At 42.2% G+C, this 18333-nt stretch carries 15 protein-coding genes and 1 pseudogene; 3 read left to right on the plus strand and 13 right to left on the minus strand.

Going from position 1 to position 18333, the window contains the following annotated elements; all coding sequences use genetic code 11:
• Positions 1-125: 125 nt before the first annotated feature.
• From BANVL01_RS17020 to BANVL01_RS17035, 4 genes and pseudogenes are all read right to left on the minus strand, one after another.
• A complete protein-coding gene (locus BANVL01_RS17020; protein WP_066096003.1) occupies positions 126-1112 on the minus strand; it encodes an SPFH domain-containing protein in 987 nt (328 codons plus the stop codon).
• A 23-nt stretch (positions 1113-1135) separates the two neighbouring features.
• Positions 1136-2008: a TPM domain-containing protein gene (locus BANVL01_RS17025; RefSeq protein ID WP_235845633.1), complete on the minus strand. Its 873-nt coding sequence runs from the start codon at positions 2006-2008 to the stop codon at positions 1136-1138.
• Entirely contained in the window at positions 2005-3033 is a 1029-nt protein-coding gene (locus tag BANVL01_RS17030) for a TFIIB-type zinc ribbon-containing protein (protein ID WP_066148011.1), read from the minus strand. The genes BANVL01_RS17025 and BANVL01_RS17030 overlap by 4 nt, the downstream gene beginning before the upstream one ends.
• 99 nt (positions 3034-3132) lie before the next feature.
• A pseudogene (locus BANVL01_RS17035) lies at positions 3133-3528 on the minus strand (PspA/IM30 family protein); the annotation flags it as partial.
• Between the two features lie 430 nt (positions 3529-3958).
• Here BANVL01_RS17035 and BANVL01_RS17040 point away from each other — a divergent pair.
• A complete protein-coding gene (locus BANVL01_RS17040) occupies positions 3959-4489 on the plus strand; it encodes a DinB family protein (RefSeq protein WP_066095996.1) in 531 nt (176 codons plus the stop codon).
• 189 nt (positions 4490-4678) lie between these two features.
• Here BANVL01_RS17040 and hflX read toward each other — a convergent pair whose 3' ends face one another.
• The 8 genes from hflX to atoD all read right to left on the minus strand — a co-directional run bounded on the left by hflX (position 4679) and on the right by atoD (position 15256).
• A complete protein-coding gene (gene hflX, locus BANVL01_RS17045; protein ID WP_066095993.1) occupies positions 4679-5935 on the minus strand; it encodes a GTPase HflX in 1257 nt (418 codons plus the stop codon).
• Positions 5936-6527: 592 nt separating this feature from the next.
• A complete protein-coding gene (locus BANVL01_RS17050; RefSeq protein WP_066097243.1) occupies positions 6528-8153 on the minus strand; it encodes an ATP-binding protein in 1626 nt (541 codons plus the stop codon).
• Between the two features lie 188 nt (positions 8154-8341).
• Positions 8342-9763, minus strand: a complete 1422-nt coding sequence (locus tag BANVL01_RS17055) for a sigma-54 interaction domain-containing protein (RefSeq protein ID WP_066095990.1) — start codon at positions 9761-9763, stop codon at positions 8342-8344.
• Between the two features lie 171 nt (positions 9764-9934).
• Positions 9935-10720, minus strand: a complete 786-nt coding sequence (locus tag BANVL01_RS17060; RefSeq protein ID WP_066095987.1) for a 3-hydroxybutyrate dehydrogenase — start codon at positions 10718-10720, stop codon at positions 9935-9937.
• Positions 10721-10762: 42 nt separating this feature from the next.
• Positions 10763-12202, minus strand: coding sequence for a GntP family permease (locus BANVL01_RS17065; RefSeq protein WP_066095984.1), 1440 nt, complete (start codon positions 12200-12202; stop codon positions 10763-10765).
• Positions 12203-12338: 136 nt separating this feature from the next.
• Complete coding sequence (locus BANVL01_RS17070; RefSeq protein ID WP_082805038.1) at positions 12339-13691, minus strand: acetyl-CoA C-acetyltransferase; 1353 nt, start codon at positions 13689-13691, stop codon at positions 12339-12341.
• A gap of 264 nt (positions 13692-13955) precedes the next feature.
• Positions 13956-14606, minus strand: coding sequence for a 3-oxoacid CoA-transferase subunit B (locus tag BANVL01_RS17075; protein ID WP_156482346.1), 651 nt, complete (start codon positions 14604-14606; stop codon positions 13956-13958).
• Positions 14603-15256, minus strand: coding sequence for an acetate CoA-transferase subunit alpha (gene atoD, locus BANVL01_RS17080; RefSeq protein ID WP_066097240.1), 654 nt, complete (start codon positions 15254-15256; stop codon positions 14603-14605). The genes BANVL01_RS17075 and atoD overlap by 4 nt, the downstream gene beginning before the upstream one ends.
• A 183-nt stretch (positions 15257-15439) precedes the next feature.
• Between atoD and BANVL01_RS17085 the strand changes: the two genes are divergently transcribed.
• Together BANVL01_RS17085 and BANVL01_RS17090 are read left to right on the plus strand one after the other, a co-directional pair.
• Positions 15440-15751, plus strand: coding sequence for a winged helix-turn-helix transcriptional regulator (locus BANVL01_RS17085; protein WP_066095983.1), 312 nt, complete (start codon positions 15440-15442; stop codon positions 15749-15751).
• Between the two features lie 21 nt (positions 15752-15772).
• A complete protein-coding gene (locus tag BANVL01_RS17090; protein ID WP_066095981.1) occupies positions 15773-16693 on the plus strand; it encodes a DsbA family oxidoreductase in 921 nt (306 codons plus the stop codon).
• Positions 16694-16811: 118 nt separating this feature from the next.
• Here the strand turns inward: BANVL01_RS17090 and BANVL01_RS17095 are convergent, their stop codons facing one another.
• Entirely contained in the window at positions 16812-18287 is a 1476-nt protein-coding gene (locus BANVL01_RS17095; RefSeq protein ID WP_235845637.1) for a PstS family phosphate ABC transporter substrate-binding protein, read from the minus strand.
• Between the last annotated feature and the right edge of the window lie 46 nt (positions 18288-18333).

Raw genomic sequence — 18333 nt, forward strand, 5'->3', positions numbered from 1 at the left:
TTTTCAGAAAACCGCACTTACTTATGATACGGTTCACCGCATCATAAGTAATAATGAACAAAAAAGTAGCGCGGAGACGGTTCTTTGCTTTCTAAGAAGCAATCGAACGATCCCCGCGCTTTTTGCTAAATAAGTTTTTCCCCACAATTAGGGCAGAAATTGGCTGCACCTGTTTTTTCGCCGCAATTCGGGCAGAAGTTTGGTTTCTTTTGGCCGCCTCCATTTGGTTGTACAGGTGGTTGTGCATCTTGCGGTGGTGCAGGCTGATTCTGATTCATTTGATTCATCATTTTGCCCGCAATATTCATCCCCATCATCATTCCGGCCATATCAGATGCCGCTCCGCCTCCGCTCATTTTTCCAGAGGCCATGCCATCTGTAAGTGAGATTTGCTGGTACCTGCCAACATCACTTACCATGCCATGCGAAGCATTTTTGGTAATCATGTCCTGAATCTCTTTTGGATAACTGAAGCTCATGACAGTAAACCCAGTGATCGTGATGCCGCTCTTGATCATCTGCATGTCTAAATCTTCTTGAATTCCTTTTGAAATGTCGAAAGAGTTGGCTTGAAGATTGAACATATCCTTCCCTTCCCGTGTAATCCATTTCATCAGGAGCTGGTCAAGGATAGATGTGATGCGAATTTTGACATCCTCCACGAAATATTGATCCTTCACACCGGCAATTTGATCGATTAAGGCAATATAATCATGTACTTTAAAATTAAAGGTTCCGTTCGCACGAATCGGCATGCCGCCAGGAAGTCCGAGTGTTGGGATATTGATTGCATTTTGCGTGCCCCATTTCACCACAAACTCTTTCGTGTTCACAAACAGCACCTCTACCCGCATGCCGCTATTGAAGCCAAACTTGAATCCCTTTAAGGTCGATAAGAAAGGGATGATTTGCGATTCGATATCGTACTCACCGTCATCCCGAAACACCCCTTCGATTTTTCCATTGTTAAAAAAAATCGCATCTTGACCAGGTCGAATAATCAGTCTGCTCCCCTTTTTGATTTCACGATTGCTCCATTTATAAAAAATCATATCATCTCTAAATTCTTGCCATTCTACAACATTTGCAAATTGATTTTTAAAAAAAGACATCGATCAGCTGCTCCCTTCTACTTTTAGAATTTGCCACTGCTGCCGCTATGCGAGTGGCCGCCGCCAGTGATTCCGCCTCCGCCGCCACTATTTGTATTATTAGACGGCTTTCTTTGCTTCGTCACTGTTTGTCTGACAAAGTTATCATATTTGTTTAGTACTCTTGACTGATCACTATTCATATAGGTCCCCGCATTTACCGTGACTCTGCCGCCGGAGCGATAGGCCATAATCGCAACAATCACAGCAGCCACGATAATGGAGGCAATTAATTGGAACCACCATTGAAAAAATATATTCTCCGGGTCGGCCCCTGAATCATTGCCATTGTACCCATCCGAACTTTCACCAGGCCCATAGCCTGAATATCCATCCGAGCTGCTGCCATCACTTGGCTCATAGCCCATGTACTCATGGGAAGTAGTTATAAATGCCAAAAAGGCTTGAAAGTAGTGACCATCTGATAGATCAGGGGTAATGTTTTCACGAATCTGATCAAGCCGACCATCACCCAAATACTGCTCTGCTTTTTTAAAACCCGCCAAATAGATATCCCGTTCTTGCATATCGATGGCTAGTATTGCGGTATTTCCATGCGGCTGGTCATACCCGGGAGCATTTTCATCATAGAAATCCTCCACATATTGAACGATATCCTTTCCATCTGTTCCACTTACCGTGAGGATGATAAAAGCAGTCTCCCTTGCTTCACCCAGTTCTTTTGCCAAATTTTGAAGGTCTGCAGCCTCTTGATCCGTCAGTAAATGGGCAAAATCATAGATATACTGGCTCCGGTCAAAGTTTTCCGCTTTGACCGGCATTGCTAGGGGCAGCAGCATAAGAAACACTATCATTAAGAAAAATAATCCTCGTTTTTGCAGAAAAATCCTGCTCACCAAAACCCGCCTCCCATCATTAAAGAGACACATTTTAACGCTAAGAAAGTTCCAGCTGTGATGCCGCTAAACCACATCGCCACTTTAGATGTGCTGATTGGCGGTTTTCCGACTATTTTTCCCGTCTCGCCATTCATCGCAAACGTATACTCAGAATTATTATAATCATAGCTAACCATCCAAACCGGCAGTAAAACATAATCGCTGTTCTTGTTTCTTGTATCAATATGTTTATTCGTATAATTTACTGAATGATAGCCTGTTAGAGTGGATTGAATATAGGATTCAATATAACCGCTAATTTTATCTTTCGCCCGTGGGAGCAGTTCCTCGTCAGTATAATTGTATTTTTCCGCAATATATCCCGCTAAATAAGGGGTTTTAAAATCCTTTAATTGATCATATGGGTATGGCTCCAATTTATCCATTAATTGATCATTCATCTTTTCTGATGCATCAACAGGGATTTTGACATAATCAAGGTTGATATCGCGAAAGGCATCATAATACTTGGTTTCTGTATAAATATAATCACCCTGTTCATAGGTTCTAACCTTTGTACATGTGGCATTTACTTGCACCTTACTATTTAAATCAAATAACCAAAATGGAATATACATGCCTGTCAGACTCTTAATACGGTCTGCATTCATGAAGCCTTTCGGAGTAAGCAGCCCTTTTCTGCACCATTTTTGAAACGCCTTCGTTGCCTCTTCCTTGCTTATGGTAAAAGGAATGACCTTTGCCGGTGCAAGAGTACCCGATAATCTGTCGGCGATGACAACACCCGCTCCGCAGAAACTGCAGCTTGTTGCGGCTGTTTCAGCCTCTGTAATAAGAACAGCCCCACAATTCTCGCAATGGTATTCGTTCGCCTCATCCTCCGAAAATCGTACCGACTTCAATTCTTCCGGATAATTTTCAATATTTTCGTGCCTGCCGCAAGCTTCACAAGATAATTCGCCCGATTCAGCGTCAAAGCCCATATCACTCCCGCAGCCGGGACATTTATAATGAAGAATCATATTTTCATCACCTCTTTGGGGACACCGGGTCTGGAATATTGTCCCTCTCTCTTTCTATCTATCGAATTGGGACAAAGTTCCTGTCCCCGCATCCCCGGGTAGTTGACTGATATCCGCGATCAGTTTGTCATGCATTTGTTTCATTTGCAGGGCGTTTGATGAAGCTAGTTGATAAGAGGCTTGCAATGCCGATAATTCTACCGCTAATGCTGCTTTCTTTTCGAGAAACCTCCTCGCATCCCCTTCATTACCAGCTTCTAATGCCTTGAGGCGATAGCGCTCCATTTTTTCCATGTCATCGTGGCAATCATTTAATGCCCTTTTTGCTCGCTGCTCTTCAGCCATCACTGATGCCGTCTCCGCTTTTAACTTCCCTAACTCGCTGTTAAGTTTCTTTAAATACTGCTTAATCATTTTATCTGGGTCATCAGCCTTATCCAATATTGCCTCGATATTGCTTTCCATAATATCATTAAATCTTGAAATAATACTCATCCTGATCCCCCTAATTCTGAAAACAAAAATAAAAAAGCATCTCTACATATATACTGTTTGATTTTAAAAATAGTTTCATTTTTTACTGCCATATTTGTGGAGCATGGGTGACCTCGTCCCAATCTTCAGCCGTTCCAAAGTCATCTGATGATTGAATAAGCCAAAAGCATTGCTCATTTTCTAAAGTAAATTAACTTATGATAAGGTTCACCGAACCTGTTTAAGGGGCGGTTTTTGACAACTCTGAATATAATTATTATTACAATAATTCACTCTATGTGGTATAATTTATCTCAACCACTATTGAAGGAGGCGTTGTTTTTATGAAAATTACGATGACACTTTACGGGGTGAATTTAATAAAAGGGTGAACGTATAATTACCCCTATAAACTGCGTGAGCCCAATTCATTAGGGGGATTGAAACGTAGATGCGAGATGATTTAAGCGTAGTACCGTTGCCAGATTTTGAACCGGAGATTGGCCGCTGGGTATGGTGCCTAGAGGATGTAAGGGGACCGCTTTTAAAAAGAGTATTGGGATTGAACCAAGATTTGCTTGATAAAAGACTAAGTGGCGGGCACTCAATCGGATCCTTGTTATACCATATTGCACTAATTGAAGCGGACTGGCTGTATGAAGAAGTTCTTGGCGGTAAATGGAATCCAAAGATTCGTTCGTTATTTCCTTTTGAAAACCATAATAGCGATAACACTTTGACGCACATTGAGGGTCAGAACATAGAAGAACATTTACACCGTCTAAAATCGGTACGTGATGAATTGCTTTTCCATTTTCGTTCTATGGACATAAAGGATTGGCGAACCGCGAGAAGTCTAACTCACTATGATGTTACACCAGAGTGGGTAATCTACCATCTTATCGAACATGAATCAAACCATCGAGGACAAATTTTTCAAATTCTTCGTCATTTAAAGGAAATAAATATTAGTCAACATTAAGGTATTTAGCAAGTTCTGCTTATTTTTGTATGAGTCAAGAAAACTCGCCAATTTTTTATGGCGAGTTTTTACGTATTTATTCATTTAAACATGTCAAATTTTATTGCCGTTTTCCGCCCCTATTTATGATAAGGTTCCTTATTTCATAAGTTAATGATGAACAAAATGCCTGCCACCGTTCCTAGAGTATCAGATTACATACTGCTGATACCTTTCAAAATCATTTCGATTACATTCCACGGTTAGCTTTGTGCCATTATCATCATAGCTCGTTGAAAGCACATTCGCATTCTCGTTAAGGTAGGAAACTAATCGGCCATCGTCAAAAGGGATCAGCAGGTTGCAATGGATTTGATTTTTAAAAATCCGCCCGCTGATCATCTTAGCTAACTCCTCGATTCCGACTTCTTGTTTCGCTGAAAGATACAGACTTTCACCCCTCAACTGCGGAATTTCAATATCCACTAAATCCGCTTTATTATAAGCGTAAATCACAGGAACATTTTCAATCCCAATCTCTTTTAACGTTTGATTGGTAACGTCAATTAGTTTTTGATAATTAGGACTTGAAAAATCAACGACAACAATCAATAAATCCGCTGTTGCTGCTTCCTCCAATGTCGACCGGAAGGCTTTGACGAGATGATGCGGCAGCTTATCAACAAATCCAACCGTATCAGACAGTAAAAATGGCTGGTGATTGGCCAGTTTTATTTTTCTAACGGATGTATCAAGGGTCGCGAACAACATATCCTTCTCAAATACTTGTTTATTGAAAGATTGATGAGATCTTCTGAGAAGCGCATTCATAATCGTTGATTTGCCTGCATTCGTATAGCCGACTAAGGAAACAAGCGGCACACCGCTCTTCTTGCGTTGATTGCGCTGTGTTTCCCGTTGTGAGACGAGCGCCTCTAGTTCCTTATTCAAAGCGACGATTTTTGCTTCGATTTTCCGGCGATCGAGCTCTAATTTGGTTTCACCAGCCCCCCTATTTTTAAGGCCGACACCTCCGCCTTGCCGCCCTAACGATTCCCGCTGGCCGACAATCCTTGGGAGCATGTACTTTAGGCGAGCCACTTCGACTTGAAGCTGGGCCTCTCTCGTTTTCGCCCGAGTCGCAAATATATCTAATATCAACATTGTCCGGTCAATGACACGTCTGCCGAGCTCTTCCTCAAGATTTCGAATTTGCGTGGCTGACAGCTCATCGTTAAAAATGACGATTTCAGCATCAGTCTCTTCAAGCAGCCGCAGCGTCTCTTCGATTTTTCCAGTTCCGATATAATGAGTTTTATTAATTCGGTTTAGATTTTGTGTCACTTCAGCGACTGACTCGATTTGGCAGGCGGCAGCGAGGTTCGCCAATTCCTTCATTGAATAGGAAAAGTCAGCTTGATGATGAATATTTGCACCAATTAAAAGCGCTTTTTGTTTTTCCCTCATGGTTAAATTCCTCCATTCCATTTTGAAAATGCAATAAAAAAACACAGACTTCTGCCTGTGCTTAAGAAAATGGAAAAATCATGATCAATAAACCGATAAAGCCGCGAACCTATCTGCCTTACTATTGGGTTCAGATTGCAAAATGACCAGACACTAGTTCTTCGCTAGTAATGCAAAGTACAGGTGTAAAAGGCATTCCACTTATCCAATATTTATTTTTAAAGACCACAAAAAAGAGGTAGACTCGCCCCCTCTTTTTCACATACCGTAAAAAAAAGGTTCCCCTATATAGGCAGACCAATCCCATTTACTCTGCACAGCAGGCAGAGATTTGAACGTTATTCAATTAACGGTTCAAAGTTTGGAATCGCAATCTGCAAAAATACACAGGGAAAACCTCCATTTCGCTATAGTTGCAATTATCATAACACCATATTATATGGAAATCAATGGGATATTTCTTTTCCAAGATTAATAAATACAACCTGGATAGCCTAAAGGTAATCCAGAAAAAACTAACCCATCCTTATATTAGTGTCCACCCCAGACGGACATTTGTCCACGAGCGGTGCCTGACACCCAATTTTCTTCATCAGTTCACCATCGGCAGTTTAATTTCGACTAGTGTTCCTTCTTTTTCTTTGCTTTGGTAGGTGATGCTGCCATGGTGCTGTTTTATTATTTTTTTGCAGATCATTAAACCGAGTCCTGTTCCTTTTTCTTTCAAGGTGTAAAAAGGCTCTCCTAAGCGTGGCAACAGTTCTTCCGGGATGCCGCAGCCTTGGTCTTGAAAAGAGATTACACAGTCGTCCTCCGCACCTTTTCGCAGCTCAATCGTAATTTCTCCCCCATCGGGCATTGCTTCCATCGCATTTTTTAGGACATTAAGGAATACTTGTTTTAATTGATTCTTCTCAGAAGTAATAAAAAAGGCAGTTTCCTCGAACTTTTGGTTAAATTGAATATCCTTCATCAAGGCCTCTGGAGAAAGTAATTCGAGCGTTTTCTCGATTAATTCCCGTAAATTCGTCCGATCAAGCTGGATCGCCTGAGGCTTTCCCAACGAAAGCAGCTCACTTGTAATCGTTTCAATCCGTTCCAGTTCACTTAAGAGCAGGTCGTTATACACGATCGAACTGTTTTCAGCTTTATAAAGCTGAACGAAACCTTTTATCGTCGTCAGCGGATTCCGAATTTCATGGGCAACCCCTGCCGCTAACTCCCCGACAATCGACAGCTTTTCAGATTGCAACAGAAATCCCTCTGCCTTTTTCCGTTCAGATATATCCCGGCTTATCATCACGATATACTCGATGGAATTTGCTTCTCCCCGGACAGGCATGCAGCGGGACTCAAATTCAATCCAACTTCCATTCTTATGTTTGAAACGGAATTCCATCGATAGCGATTCTTTTTTTTCAAAAAGGGCCTTAATCGTATTTTGAAACATAAAAATATCGTCCGGATGAATGAATTTACATAATTCCGCCTTTTCCAATTCAGTGTTTTGGTAGCCCAAAACCAGCTCATGGGATGGTGAAAAGTAACTAATCAACTGATCTTTACCCATTATCTTTATCAGATCGGAGGTGTTCTCAGCAATCAGCCGGTATTTTGCCTCACTTTCGGCCAAGGATACCTCCATGCGGTCTTTTTCAGTAATGATTCGATGCAGCTTTAAGTAGGATTCAATTAGTAATCCCCCTATCATTACCCCAAACATTACAAACAGCACGTATTGAAGATGAAAGAGTGGCTTGTCTCGAAAAACATTGAAAACAAGTGGTACAGTGATTAGGTAGATAACGATGTAAGTTCCATATAAATAAAAACATTTTTTTACCGGCGTGAGCCGTTTTGTGTACAAATGAATGATTGAAAAACCAATCATGATGGCGGACCAGCCAATAATAGCTGGCATCCAATGACCGCTGGCAAACAATCGTGCGGATAATGCAAAACCCCCGGTAATGAGGCCTGCCATTGGGCCAAAATAAGCAAATATCAGAATGACAATGGCATACCGAATGTCATAGGTATAGCCTTGCTGCTGGAAAGATAACATAACGAGGATGCAGGAGACAATTCCCCCATATATACCGCCCCAAAGCCGGACCCGCTTGAACGGTTTAAGTTTAATAAACGAGCGAATAACTAGTGGTGTACTAACCAGTAGCGAAAAAATAGAGAGATTCATAATATAGTCTAAAAGAATCAATGGAACCCCACCCATGGCATAGTTATTTTCATAATATTCCCTCTTATCATATACAAAAAATAGTATTATTTCCATAGGTCATAAACTTTTCAGTTAGTAGTATAGGTCCATGGCAGGATAGCACAACGCACTCCGACGTTTACCACCATTTGTGTTATATTGACAGCTGCTCCGAGCTGCAGTCTTTTCTAGTTAATCCCATACAATTTGCATTTCTCATAGAAACTAGTTTTACCGATTTCCAACAGCTTAGCCGCTTCCTGCTTATTTCCATTCGTGACGTCCAGTGCCTGTAAAATGGAGTCTTTTTCAACTTTGGCCAATGTTTCTTTCAATGGCTGAACCTGTAACGGAGGTTTGATTGTTGAAGGTTTATTCTCTTTATTCGTTTCCTTTACGCAGGTATTATCCAATTCTAGATCTCGTAAATATAATGGCAGGTGGGCCAAGTCAATGATTTTTCCATCTAATACATTGATTGCCCGCTCTAACACATTCTCAAGTTCGCGAATGTTTCCTGGCCACGTATGCTGCATAAGTCTTTTTATAACGTCTGAGGATAGCTCTATTCCTTTTCGGTAAAATATACCTTCCAATTTTTTCAAAAGACCCAAGGAAATTAACGGAATATCCTCTTTACGTTTTCTCAGCGGAGGAATTTCTATTTTAATAACATTTAACCGGTAGTATAAATCCTGGCGAAACTTCCCTTCCTCCACCATCTTTTCTAAATCGCGATGGGTTGCGGCAATGATGCGGACGTCAACAGCAATCGATTTTTGTCCGCCGATACGCTGGATTTCTTTTTCCTGCAGCACCCTTAATAGTTTGCTTTGCATGGCGAGCGGCATATCGCCGATTTCATCTAGAAAAATCGTTCCGTTATTAGCAACTTGGAACTGCCCTTTCTTTCCGCCTTTTTTCGCGCCTGTAAAAGCCCCATCCTCATAACCAAACAGTTCTGATTCTAGCAAATGCTCTGGAATCGAGGCACAGTTGATTGTAACAAACGGCAAGGACGATCGCATGCTGTTGTTGTGGATCGCATGGGCAAACAATTCCTTGCCTGTACCTGATTCTCCAATTAATAAAACAGAGGAATTATTGGCAGAGATTCGTTCAGCCAGTTTTTTGGTGGCAAGAAATGTAGGGCTGTTTCCAATTAAACCATTAAAATGGTACTTACTTTTCAAATCCTTTTCTACTTTTGTTTTATAATAGTTTAGTTCCTCGGCTAGATTCTGAATCTTCGTTTTATACATTCGCCATTCCTCAGGATTTCGAAACATAACTGTTCCTAAGGCTCCGACTATTTCACCATTTACTACAAGAGGAAAGCGGTTTGCAACCATTTCACTTCCGTTTATCGGATGAACGGCTGCCAGCTCTTTTTGGCCTGTTTTGGCGATGATGTGCATGCGTGTATTTTCAATTACATCTTGCACGGGGCGATTGATGGCCTCCTCAACGGTCGTTCCCAGAAACTCACAATAAGCTTCATTTATGTAGAGAATAATACCGTCACGATCGACTACAACGATTCTTTCAGCTAATAGATTGATGATTTGCTCATGCCAATTATAAGGGATTCCTTCCATTCCTAGGTTCATCTTTTCTCACCCTTTTCACATCTAGTAAGTTAATTATAACAAAAAGTGGATGGGCTGCTGCCCGCACCGGAATATTTTTACAGAATAAAAGAATCCTATTCTCGAAAACGAATAGGATTCTCTTGATTTCGAGACAGGTGCAGATACACTGGTCAGGATGTTCTGAATGCACTATTGGACGGTATAGCCGCCATCTAAAATAACGGCTTGACCCGTGACTCCTCTTGCTTTATCACTTGCTAAAAAAACAGCATAGTCAGCAATTTCAGTTACCGATAAAAGCCTTTTTTGCGGAACAAGCGGGAAGAATACTTCCTCGATGACATTTTCTAGGCTGACATTCCGTGTTTTTGCCAAATCTTTTAATTGGTTTTGTACGAGCGGTGTATCGACGTAGCCGGGACATAAGGCATTTACCGTGATTCCGTGTGCTGCACCTTCTAAGGCGGCAACCTTTGTTAAACCGATGACGCCGTGTTTGGCACTATTGTAGGCAGCCTTTCCGGCAAATCCGATGACCCCATTAATCGAGGCCATATTAATAATTCTTCCAAAGCCCTGTTCTTTCATAATCGGGAATACACTTTTAATCCCGATAAACGGAGCGGTCAGCATTACTTTTATTAATAATTCGAATTTTTCAGTTGGAAATTCCTCTATCGGCGCGACATACTGCAGTCCGGCATTATTGACTAAAATATCAATGTTACCAAACGTTTTATAAGCATCCTCAAGGCAATTTTTATATTCTGCCTCATTCGTCACATCGCAAGGAGCGGATAGGGCTTCAAACCCTTGCTCCGTTAAATCCGCTGCCACTTGATCACTTTTTTCCTTATTTAGATCGGAAATAACTACTTTCGCGCCTTCCTGTGCAAAAGTCTTTGCAATTTCCAATCCAATCCCACTTGCAGAACCTGTAATAAATGCTGTTTTTCCTTCTAATGACTTGTTCATGTGATATTCTCCTTTAACGACTAACATTTAATCTTGCGGTTATTAAATAATCCCAAACATGGTATAAAGTGCAATGATGAAGAAAACGGCGATTGTTTTAATAATCGTCACAGCGAAAATGTCGCGGTACGATTGTTTGTGTGTTAATCCAGTAACGGCAAGCAAGGTAATTACAGCTCCGTTGTGCGGCAGCGTATCCATCCCGCCTGATGCCATCGCGACCACACGGTGCATTACTTCAGGTGGAATATTCGCCGCTGCAATTGCCTGATTGTATTTATCAGCCATCGCACCTAAGGCAATCCCCATTCCTCCAGAAGCAGACCCTGTAATACCGGCTAGAGAACTCGTAGTAACAGCACCGTTAACAAGCGGATTCGTAAAGGTGCTAGAGATGCCATCACTGATTTTCGCAAATCCCGGAAGCGAGGAAATAATCCCGCCAAAGCCGTATTCGGCCCCTGTATTCATCGTAGCAAGCAAAGCTCCGGCAATACTTAGGTTTAGTCCTTCTTTGAAGTTTATGGTTACGCGTTTCCAATCAAAAGCAAGTGAGGTGATAATTCCAACGACAAGCGCCATTTCAATCGCCCAGATGGCAGCTACAGCTGGCACATCCACTGTATACGCTTTCAAACCAATGGCGGAAAAATCAAAGCCATTCGGATACCATTTTGGTATGTAAGTAATGAACAGTTTATTTGTGACCCCTACGAGAATAAGCGGCACAAACGCCAAAATCTGTTTTAAAACAGTTTGACTTGAAGTTAAATCAGGTACGGGTTCATCCTTTTCAATCGATACCGTCTTTTCCAATGCAGCAGCAGTTTCTGATCCGAATCCAAAATACCCTTCCCCGGCTTTAGCGGCCTTTTTCCTTCTTGTCTCCAGATAAAGCAAACCAAGACCTAGGACAAAAATAGCACCGATGATTCCAAGGACTGGCGCCGCATAAATATCTGTTTTAAAGAAGGCAATTGGAATAACGTTTTGAATTTGCGGCGTACCTGGCAGCGCATCCATCGTGAACGTGAATGCACCAAGTGCAATCGTACCAGGGATAAGCCGTTTCGGGATATTGGCTTCCCTAAACATTTGCGCGGCAAACGGATAAATAGCGAAAACGGCTACGAATAAACTTACACCGCTATACGTTAAAATGGCCCCCAATAAGACAATCGTCAACATCGCCCGTTTCGCGCCAAGCAGGCGAACAATCGTCTTGGCAATAGATTCAGCGATGCCTGACATTTCTACCACTTTCCCAAAAATTGCTCCTAATAAGAAGACCGGGAAATAGGATTTAATAAAGCCAACCATTTTTTCCATGAACACACCGGAAAAGAACGGTAGAACATGGCTTGGGTCAATAAGTAAAACAGCTAAAAGTGCACAAATTGGAGCAAATAAGATTACAGAAAAACCACGATAAGCGACAAACATTAACAGCCCAAGTGCCAGTAGAATTACAACTAATTGCATGTAAATCCCCCTTATAAAAATTTTTTGTAAGTCCCATCAATCAGTAAGCGTTTTCAATAAGAAACTTACATTTATATAATTGCAAGTATCATGCCAGAATTGCCCCTTTTTCAAAAGAATATAAATATTCCCTCTATTATACTAGCATTCTACTTATTTCTACGTTTTTAAAGTTTGATATATTTATACTATAGGAGTTTTTATTTCCCAAATTCCGGAAATTAATCTGTACTTGATTCCGCAAAAACGGAATTTTTCCGCTTTTACGGAATCGTTTTGACAATAATTTAGACAATGAAATCCAATTATTTTCTATTTCAACAATCGTGGCAATCCCTTGCCCGCCGCCAATACACAGGGCAGCAAGTCCATATCGGGAATCCCTCCGTTTCATTTCATGCAGCAAGGTGACAAGTACGCGTGCACCACTGGCACCGATTGGGTGTCCCAATGCGATAGCACCGCCATTTACATTCAGTTTTTCATTTTGAATCTGCAGTTCACGGCCGACTGCCAATGACTGTGCAGCAAAGGCTTCGTTCGCTTCAACTAAGTCGATTTCTTTCATTGAAAGTCCTGCTTTTTCTAATGCTTTTTTCGTCGCAGGTACAGGCCCAATGCCCATAATTGTCGGATCCACTCCAGCAGTGCCATTGCCACGGATAACGGCCATTGGTTTGATGCCTAGTTCGATTGCCTTTTCCCTGCTCATGAGGACTAGGGCGGCCGCTCCATCATTGATACCAGAAGCATTTCCGGCGGTAACGGTTCCCCCTTGTTTAAAAGCAGGCTTTAGTTTTGCAAGCTTTTCCGCGGTTACTCCTGCACGCGGGAATTCATCGGTATCGAAACGAAGAGGTTCCCCCTTACGCTGTGGAATAATTACAGGCACAATCTCTTCCTTGAATTTACCTTCTTCGATTGCGATTTCAGCCTTTTGCTGACTCCATGCCGAAAATTCATCTTGTTCCACGCGGCTTAAGCCATATTGCTCGGCAATGTTTTCAGCCGTTACTCCCATATGGTAGGAATTCAAGGCACATTGCAAACCATCTTCAATCATACTGTCGATTATTTTCCCATCTCCCATGCGGTAGCCTTCCCGGCCATGCATGAGCAGGTATGGTGCTAGACTCATATTTTCCATACCGCCGGCTACAACAATTTCAGCTTCGCCAGTCTGGATGGCTTGGGTGGCAAGATGTACGGCCTTTAGCCCCGAGCCGCAAAGCTTATTGATTGCCATGGAAGAAACCTCAACCGGCAAGCCTGCCTTGATAGCAGCCTGACGGGCAGGTCCTTGGCCAAGTCCAGCTTGAAGCACGTTCCCGATAATCACTTCATCCACCTGTTCTCCGTTTACTCCCGCACGGTTTAGAGCTTCCTTGATTACAAGTGCACCTAACTCAATGGCCGGGGTCTTACTTAAAGTCCCCATGAAACTACCAATCGCTGTCCGAACAGCGCTAACTATGACTACATCACGCATGAAATTTGTCCTCCTGTGCTTTTATTCGTTGCCTAATCTATGAAAATGGTACTTTTTTTCTTTAAATATTCCCTTTATTTACGAAGTTTGAACATTTATCAGCGAATTTCTAAAGTTTATCAGCGAATCCAACCTTTTATCGGCGAATTTTATACTTTTATCAGCGGATTTTATACTTTTATCAGCGAATCTGGAGGTTTTATTAGCGATTCCATTTTTTTCGAGTAAAAATACCACTCAGATCCTTGAACATTTATCGTGAAGTTATGCTAACGCTGGATTAACAATAAACGCAGCCTCTGTTTTTTCCCTAACGGTCTCTAAGCTGACACCTTCTTGGAGTTCTTCAAGTACAAATCCTGCTTCGGTCACACGAAAGACGGCTAATTCTGTTACGATCATATCGACAACGCCTTTTCCGGTAAGGGGCAAACGACATTGTTGAAGGATTTTGGACGATCCATTTTTCGCCATATGTTCCATTGCGACAATAACTTTCTTGGCTCCAGTGACTAAATCCATTGCACCGCCCATACCCGGCACCATTTTTCCAGGAACCATCCAGTTGGCAAGGTTGCCCTTCGCATCTACTTCTAATCCGCCTAGAACCGTGACATCCACATGCCCCCCGCGGATTAATTCGAATGAGAATAAGCTGTCAAAAAAGGCACCGCCCGGAAGGATACTCGAAGGCTGCCCACCAGCATTAACCAAATCGGGATCAATGTCCCCTTCTAGAGGTCCAAGGCCGATGTAACCATTTTCCGATTGAAGAATCACGTTGACATCCTCCGGAAGGAAATTCGGCACCATCGTTGGCAGACCGATTCCCAAGTTCACTACATCCCCGTCACTTAATTCCTTAGCAACACGAGCAGCGATGATTTGTTTTGGATTTATTAATGTACTAATCATGATTGACAACCTCCCTGGACAAAAATTTTATCGACGAGGATGCCCGGAGTCATGACTTCATCCGGGTCAATATCCCCGATTTCGACGATTTGCTCAACTTGAACGATGACTGTGTCCGCGGCCAAAGCCATTAATGGGTTAAAGTTCCGAGCGGAGCGGTGATAGATTAAATTTCCTGCTTTGTCTGCTTTATATGCTTTTAGAAGGGCAACTTCAGCACGAAGCGGTTTTTCAAGCAGGAATTCGCGCCCGTCGACAGTAATCTTTTCTTTGCCTTCTTCGACAACTGTTCCAACACCCGTTGGCGTCAATACTCCACCAAGGCCCGACCCACCAGCCCGGACACGTTCTGCCAATGTACCTTGGGGAACCAGCTCCACTTCCAATTCACCAGCAATCATTTGTCTGCCTGTTTCAGGATTTGTCCCGATGTGGGAGGCAATTACTTTTTTAACGCGTCTGTTTACAATTAACGGCCCTACACCCGTTTCTGTGAAAGCGGTGTCATTCGCAATCAGAGTAATATCCCTCACATTGGCTTCCAGCATGGCAGATACCAGCTCCTGTGGCGTACCAACCCCCATAAAGCCCCCCGCCATAATTGTCATTCCATCTGTAAAAAGCGTTGAAACTTCCTCCATTGAAATCATTTTATTCACTTAAAAGCACCTCCTGAAAAAATATGTTTAGTTAATCGTCCCCACACCTTATTGAAATGCAAGATTCGTGCCAACAAATAAGTGGAAAAACATCATGAAATTAAAAGTATAATTTTTATACTTGATATATTTTTTATACTTGCTATACTTAAGTATATAAGGGAGGTTGTTATATTGGAAATTTGCCCCTATCTGCAATACTCATTTGAAATATTAGGTAAAAAATGGAATGGATTGATTGTTCATTACCTATCCATCTGTCCAAATGGAAGTGCTCATTTTTCCGAAATGAAACGTGACCTTCCTGATATTACACCTAGATCCCTTTCATTAAAGCTAACAGAGCTTGGCGAGTACGGATTAATTGAAAAAAAAGTGGTCACTGGATCCCCGGTCATTATTTCGTATGAATTAACGGAAAAGGGACGATCCTTAACAGCAGCACTGGAATCGATTCAGAAATGGGCCTTGCAATACAAAAATTAGAACAGGAAAGAGGAGACTTACATGACGAACAACAAAATGGTTTGCGACTTAGAAACAGGCATTTGCGGTGAAGCCGGAGATGAGACATTTGAGACAATCGATCTGAACCAACCCCAAAAGAAGGTTACCCTTTATTATGTTACGGATCCTATCTGCTCTCACTGCTGGGCACTTGAGCCAGTGTTGCGCAAGTTTGAAGAGCAGTATGGACAATATTTTGAGTTGCATACAGTGATGGGGGGATTATTAGAAAGCTGGGACGGCTTTGCCGACGTAGCCAATGGCATCGGAAGTCCTTCGGATGTTGCCGGTCACTGGAGGGAAGTCGGCGAGTACTCCCGTATGCCAATTGACGGTTCCTTATGGCATGACAATCCCGTTCATTCTTCGTTCATACCATCACGTGTGTATAAAATCGTTCAGCAACAGGATGAGCAGCTAGCGAGAACCTTTTTACGGCGTGCAAGGGAAGCTGTTTTTGCCTTCAATGAAAATATTGCCGATGAACTAGTCTTGATTAACATCGTAAACCAATTGGGGCTAGATGGAGAAGCCATTGTGAAAGAAGCAGAACTCACCAAAGGACACGAACTATTAGATCAAGACTTTGCACAAGCTAGAAGCCTTGGTGTACGCGGCTTCCCAACCATCATCATGGTTAACGAAGAAAACAAAGGCGTCAAAATCGTCGGTTCCCGTCCTCTAGAATACTACGTGAAGGGCCTTGAACAGATACTAGGAACAACTGAACCTTTACAAGCACAGACACCGGCTTCACTTAAAAAGCTCCTTGAAAAAGAAGGTCTATTGTTCTCAAAAGAAATCGAGGTACTTTATGACCTTGAACAAAATCAGGTCAGCTCATTTATTGGGGCAGGGATTTCATCTGACGATTACGAACTCAGCGAAATTCTTGGAGAAGCTTATATCGTTAAAAAGTAGGGAAAAATGAATCAAGGATAAAAAGCGAAGAGCCACAAGACGCTCCTCGCTTTTTCATTCAGCAAAATACATTTGTCCACCCCAGATGGACAAATGTATTTTTGTGGTGCCTGACACCCTATTCAACGGCTTTTATGTAGCCAATCCTTTCAACAATTTCCTGCCCTTGTGGTCCCTGCATCCATTCAAGGAATGGTTTGATAGTTGGCTTTGGGTTATCCTTGAGTGTGATGGCGTATAGGGATGCTGTGAACGGATATTTGCTGCTTGCGATGTTTTCCGGATTTGGTTCTACACCATCAATCGCCAGCAGTTTAATATCCGGATTCTCCTTCATTCCGGTCGCAAAGACGCGGAACGAAAAGCCGATCGAATTGTCATAGTTCCTGTAATCAGCTACTTGTTCAATGATCCCACCCATTCCTTCAGGTACATCTTCTTTAAGAGGCTTCATAATTGGGGTATCGCCCATAATTTTTTCCAATAAAGTTTGACTTCCGGAATTTTTCGGCCGTTGAAAGGCAATAATTCTTTTATTCTTACCACCCACTTCGGACCAGTTTTTTATTTTTCCAGAATAGATACTTTGAATCTCGGAAACTTTTAAGCTGACCACTTTATTGCTTGGATTGACAAAGAAGACAAAAGCTTCCTTACCAATTGGTGTCATGACAAGTTCTTTTCCTGCTGCTTTTGCCATTTCTTGCTGTTCTTTCGATGGGACGGCGCCAAAGTAAATATCCACTTCGCCCGATAAAAGCCGTTCATAGGCATAGATCGTATTGGTAAAACTGACGACCTCGCTGGATTCGCCCATCACTTTAATATTTTCATAGGTTGCATTAGCAAAGGCAGAGTAAACCGGAAAGGCCGCTTCTGCCCCGTCCAAAATCGGCATTTCACTAGGGTTCTTAATAGTAAAGGCAGGCGGAGCTGTCAACTTTGGCAGCTTATTATCAGGATTCGTTATCTCATATGGAGTTAAGTCGGTACTGGAATAGCCGCCGCCATATTTAAAACCATAGGAGGGCAAGGCCGTTTGACTGCGTTGCCATTGAACAGCAACACCCGTACCCATTGCAACGACAAACACCGTCAAAACCGTCAGGAATTGCCGCTTATTAAAAGCAGGACGAACCTTGTTTATTAACCCTGCTAAAAATACCCCGGTAACAAACGCTAACTCATACGCCAACGGTGCCCATAGAAACAGTCTTCCTTCCCCACTAAACATGGCAAAAAAATAGATCGGTCCCAGCGCCAGATGAAACATACTATAGTAAAGCCAGGAATTCGCACCATAAAACCCGCCGCTGATAAGCATAAAAACAGCCCATAATACAGCCGTATAGGCAAGAGGCAGAAGATAGAGGATGAACAGCCCTTGAAATTTACCCGACTGCTGCCGCTTATTACTAACTAAAAACCCTGCCAGAATGCCACCGATACTTAAAGGCAGGAGTGAAGCAATCATGATGTCGTTTAATCCCGTACTCATAAAGATAAAAGTAAAGATAGACAACACAAATGGCATGAGACCAAAATTCGCAAACAAAAGCAAAAACTTTTTCCCCATTTTTATCCGTCCTCTCATTGTAAAATGTATGTATTTTCCACATTGCCCCATAGTGTAATATTAC

It is taken from the genome of Neobacillus novalis NBRC 102450, assembly GCF_001591805.1.
GTDB lineage: Bacteria > Bacillota > Bacilli > Bacillales > Cytobacillaceae > Neobacillus > Neobacillus novalis.

Bases quoted from the DNA above. Each gene is read 5' to 3' on its own strand.
- BANVL01_RS17060 (WP_066095987.1), bottom strand. From the start codon at position 10,720: ATGAACAAGTCATTAGAAGGAAAAACAGCATTTATTACAGGTTCTGCA.
- BANVL01_RS17020 (WP_066096003.1), bottom strand. From the start codon at position 1,112: ATGTCTTTTTTTAAAAATCAATTTGCAAATGTTGTAGAATGGCAAGAA.
- atoD (WP_066097240.1), bottom strand. From the start codon at position 15,256: ATGATTTCAATGGAGGAAGTTTCAACGCTTTTTACAGATGGAATGACA.
- BANVL01_RS17075 (WP_156482346.1), bottom strand. From the start codon at position 14,606: ATGATTAGTACATTAATAAATCCAAAACAAATCATCGCTGCTCGTGTT.
- BANVL01_RS17070 (WP_082805038.1), bottom strand. From the start codon at position 13,691: ATGCGTGATGTAGTCATAGTTAGCGCTGTTCGGACAGCGATTGGTAGT.
- BANVL01_RS17065 (WP_066095984.1), bottom strand. From the start codon at position 12,202: ATGCAATTAGTTGTAATTCTACTGGCACTTGGGCTGTTAATGTTTGTC.
- hflX (WP_066095993.1), bottom strand. From the start codon at position 5,935: ATGAGGGAAAAACAAAAAGCGCTTTTAATTGGTGCAAATATTCATCAT.
- BANVL01_RS17090 (WP_066095981.1), top strand. From the start codon at position 15,773: ATGACGAACAACAAAATGGTTTGCGACTTAGAAACAGGCATTTGCGGT.
- BANVL01_RS17030 (WP_066148011.1), bottom strand. From the start codon at position 3,033: ATGATTCTTCATTATAAATGTCCCGGCTGCGGGAGTGATATGGGCTTT.
- BANVL01_RS17040 (WP_066095996.1), top strand. From the start codon at position 3,959: ATGCGAGATGATTTAAGCGTAGTACCGTTGCCAGATTTTGAACCGGAG.
- BANVL01_RS17055 (WP_066095990.1), bottom strand. From the start codon at position 9,763: ATGAACCTAGGAATGGAAGGAATCCCTTATAATTGGCATGAGCAAATC.
- BANVL01_RS17095 (WP_235845637.1), bottom strand. From the start codon at position 18,287: ATGAGAGGACGGATAAAAATGGGGAAAAAGTTTTTGCTTTTGTTTGCG.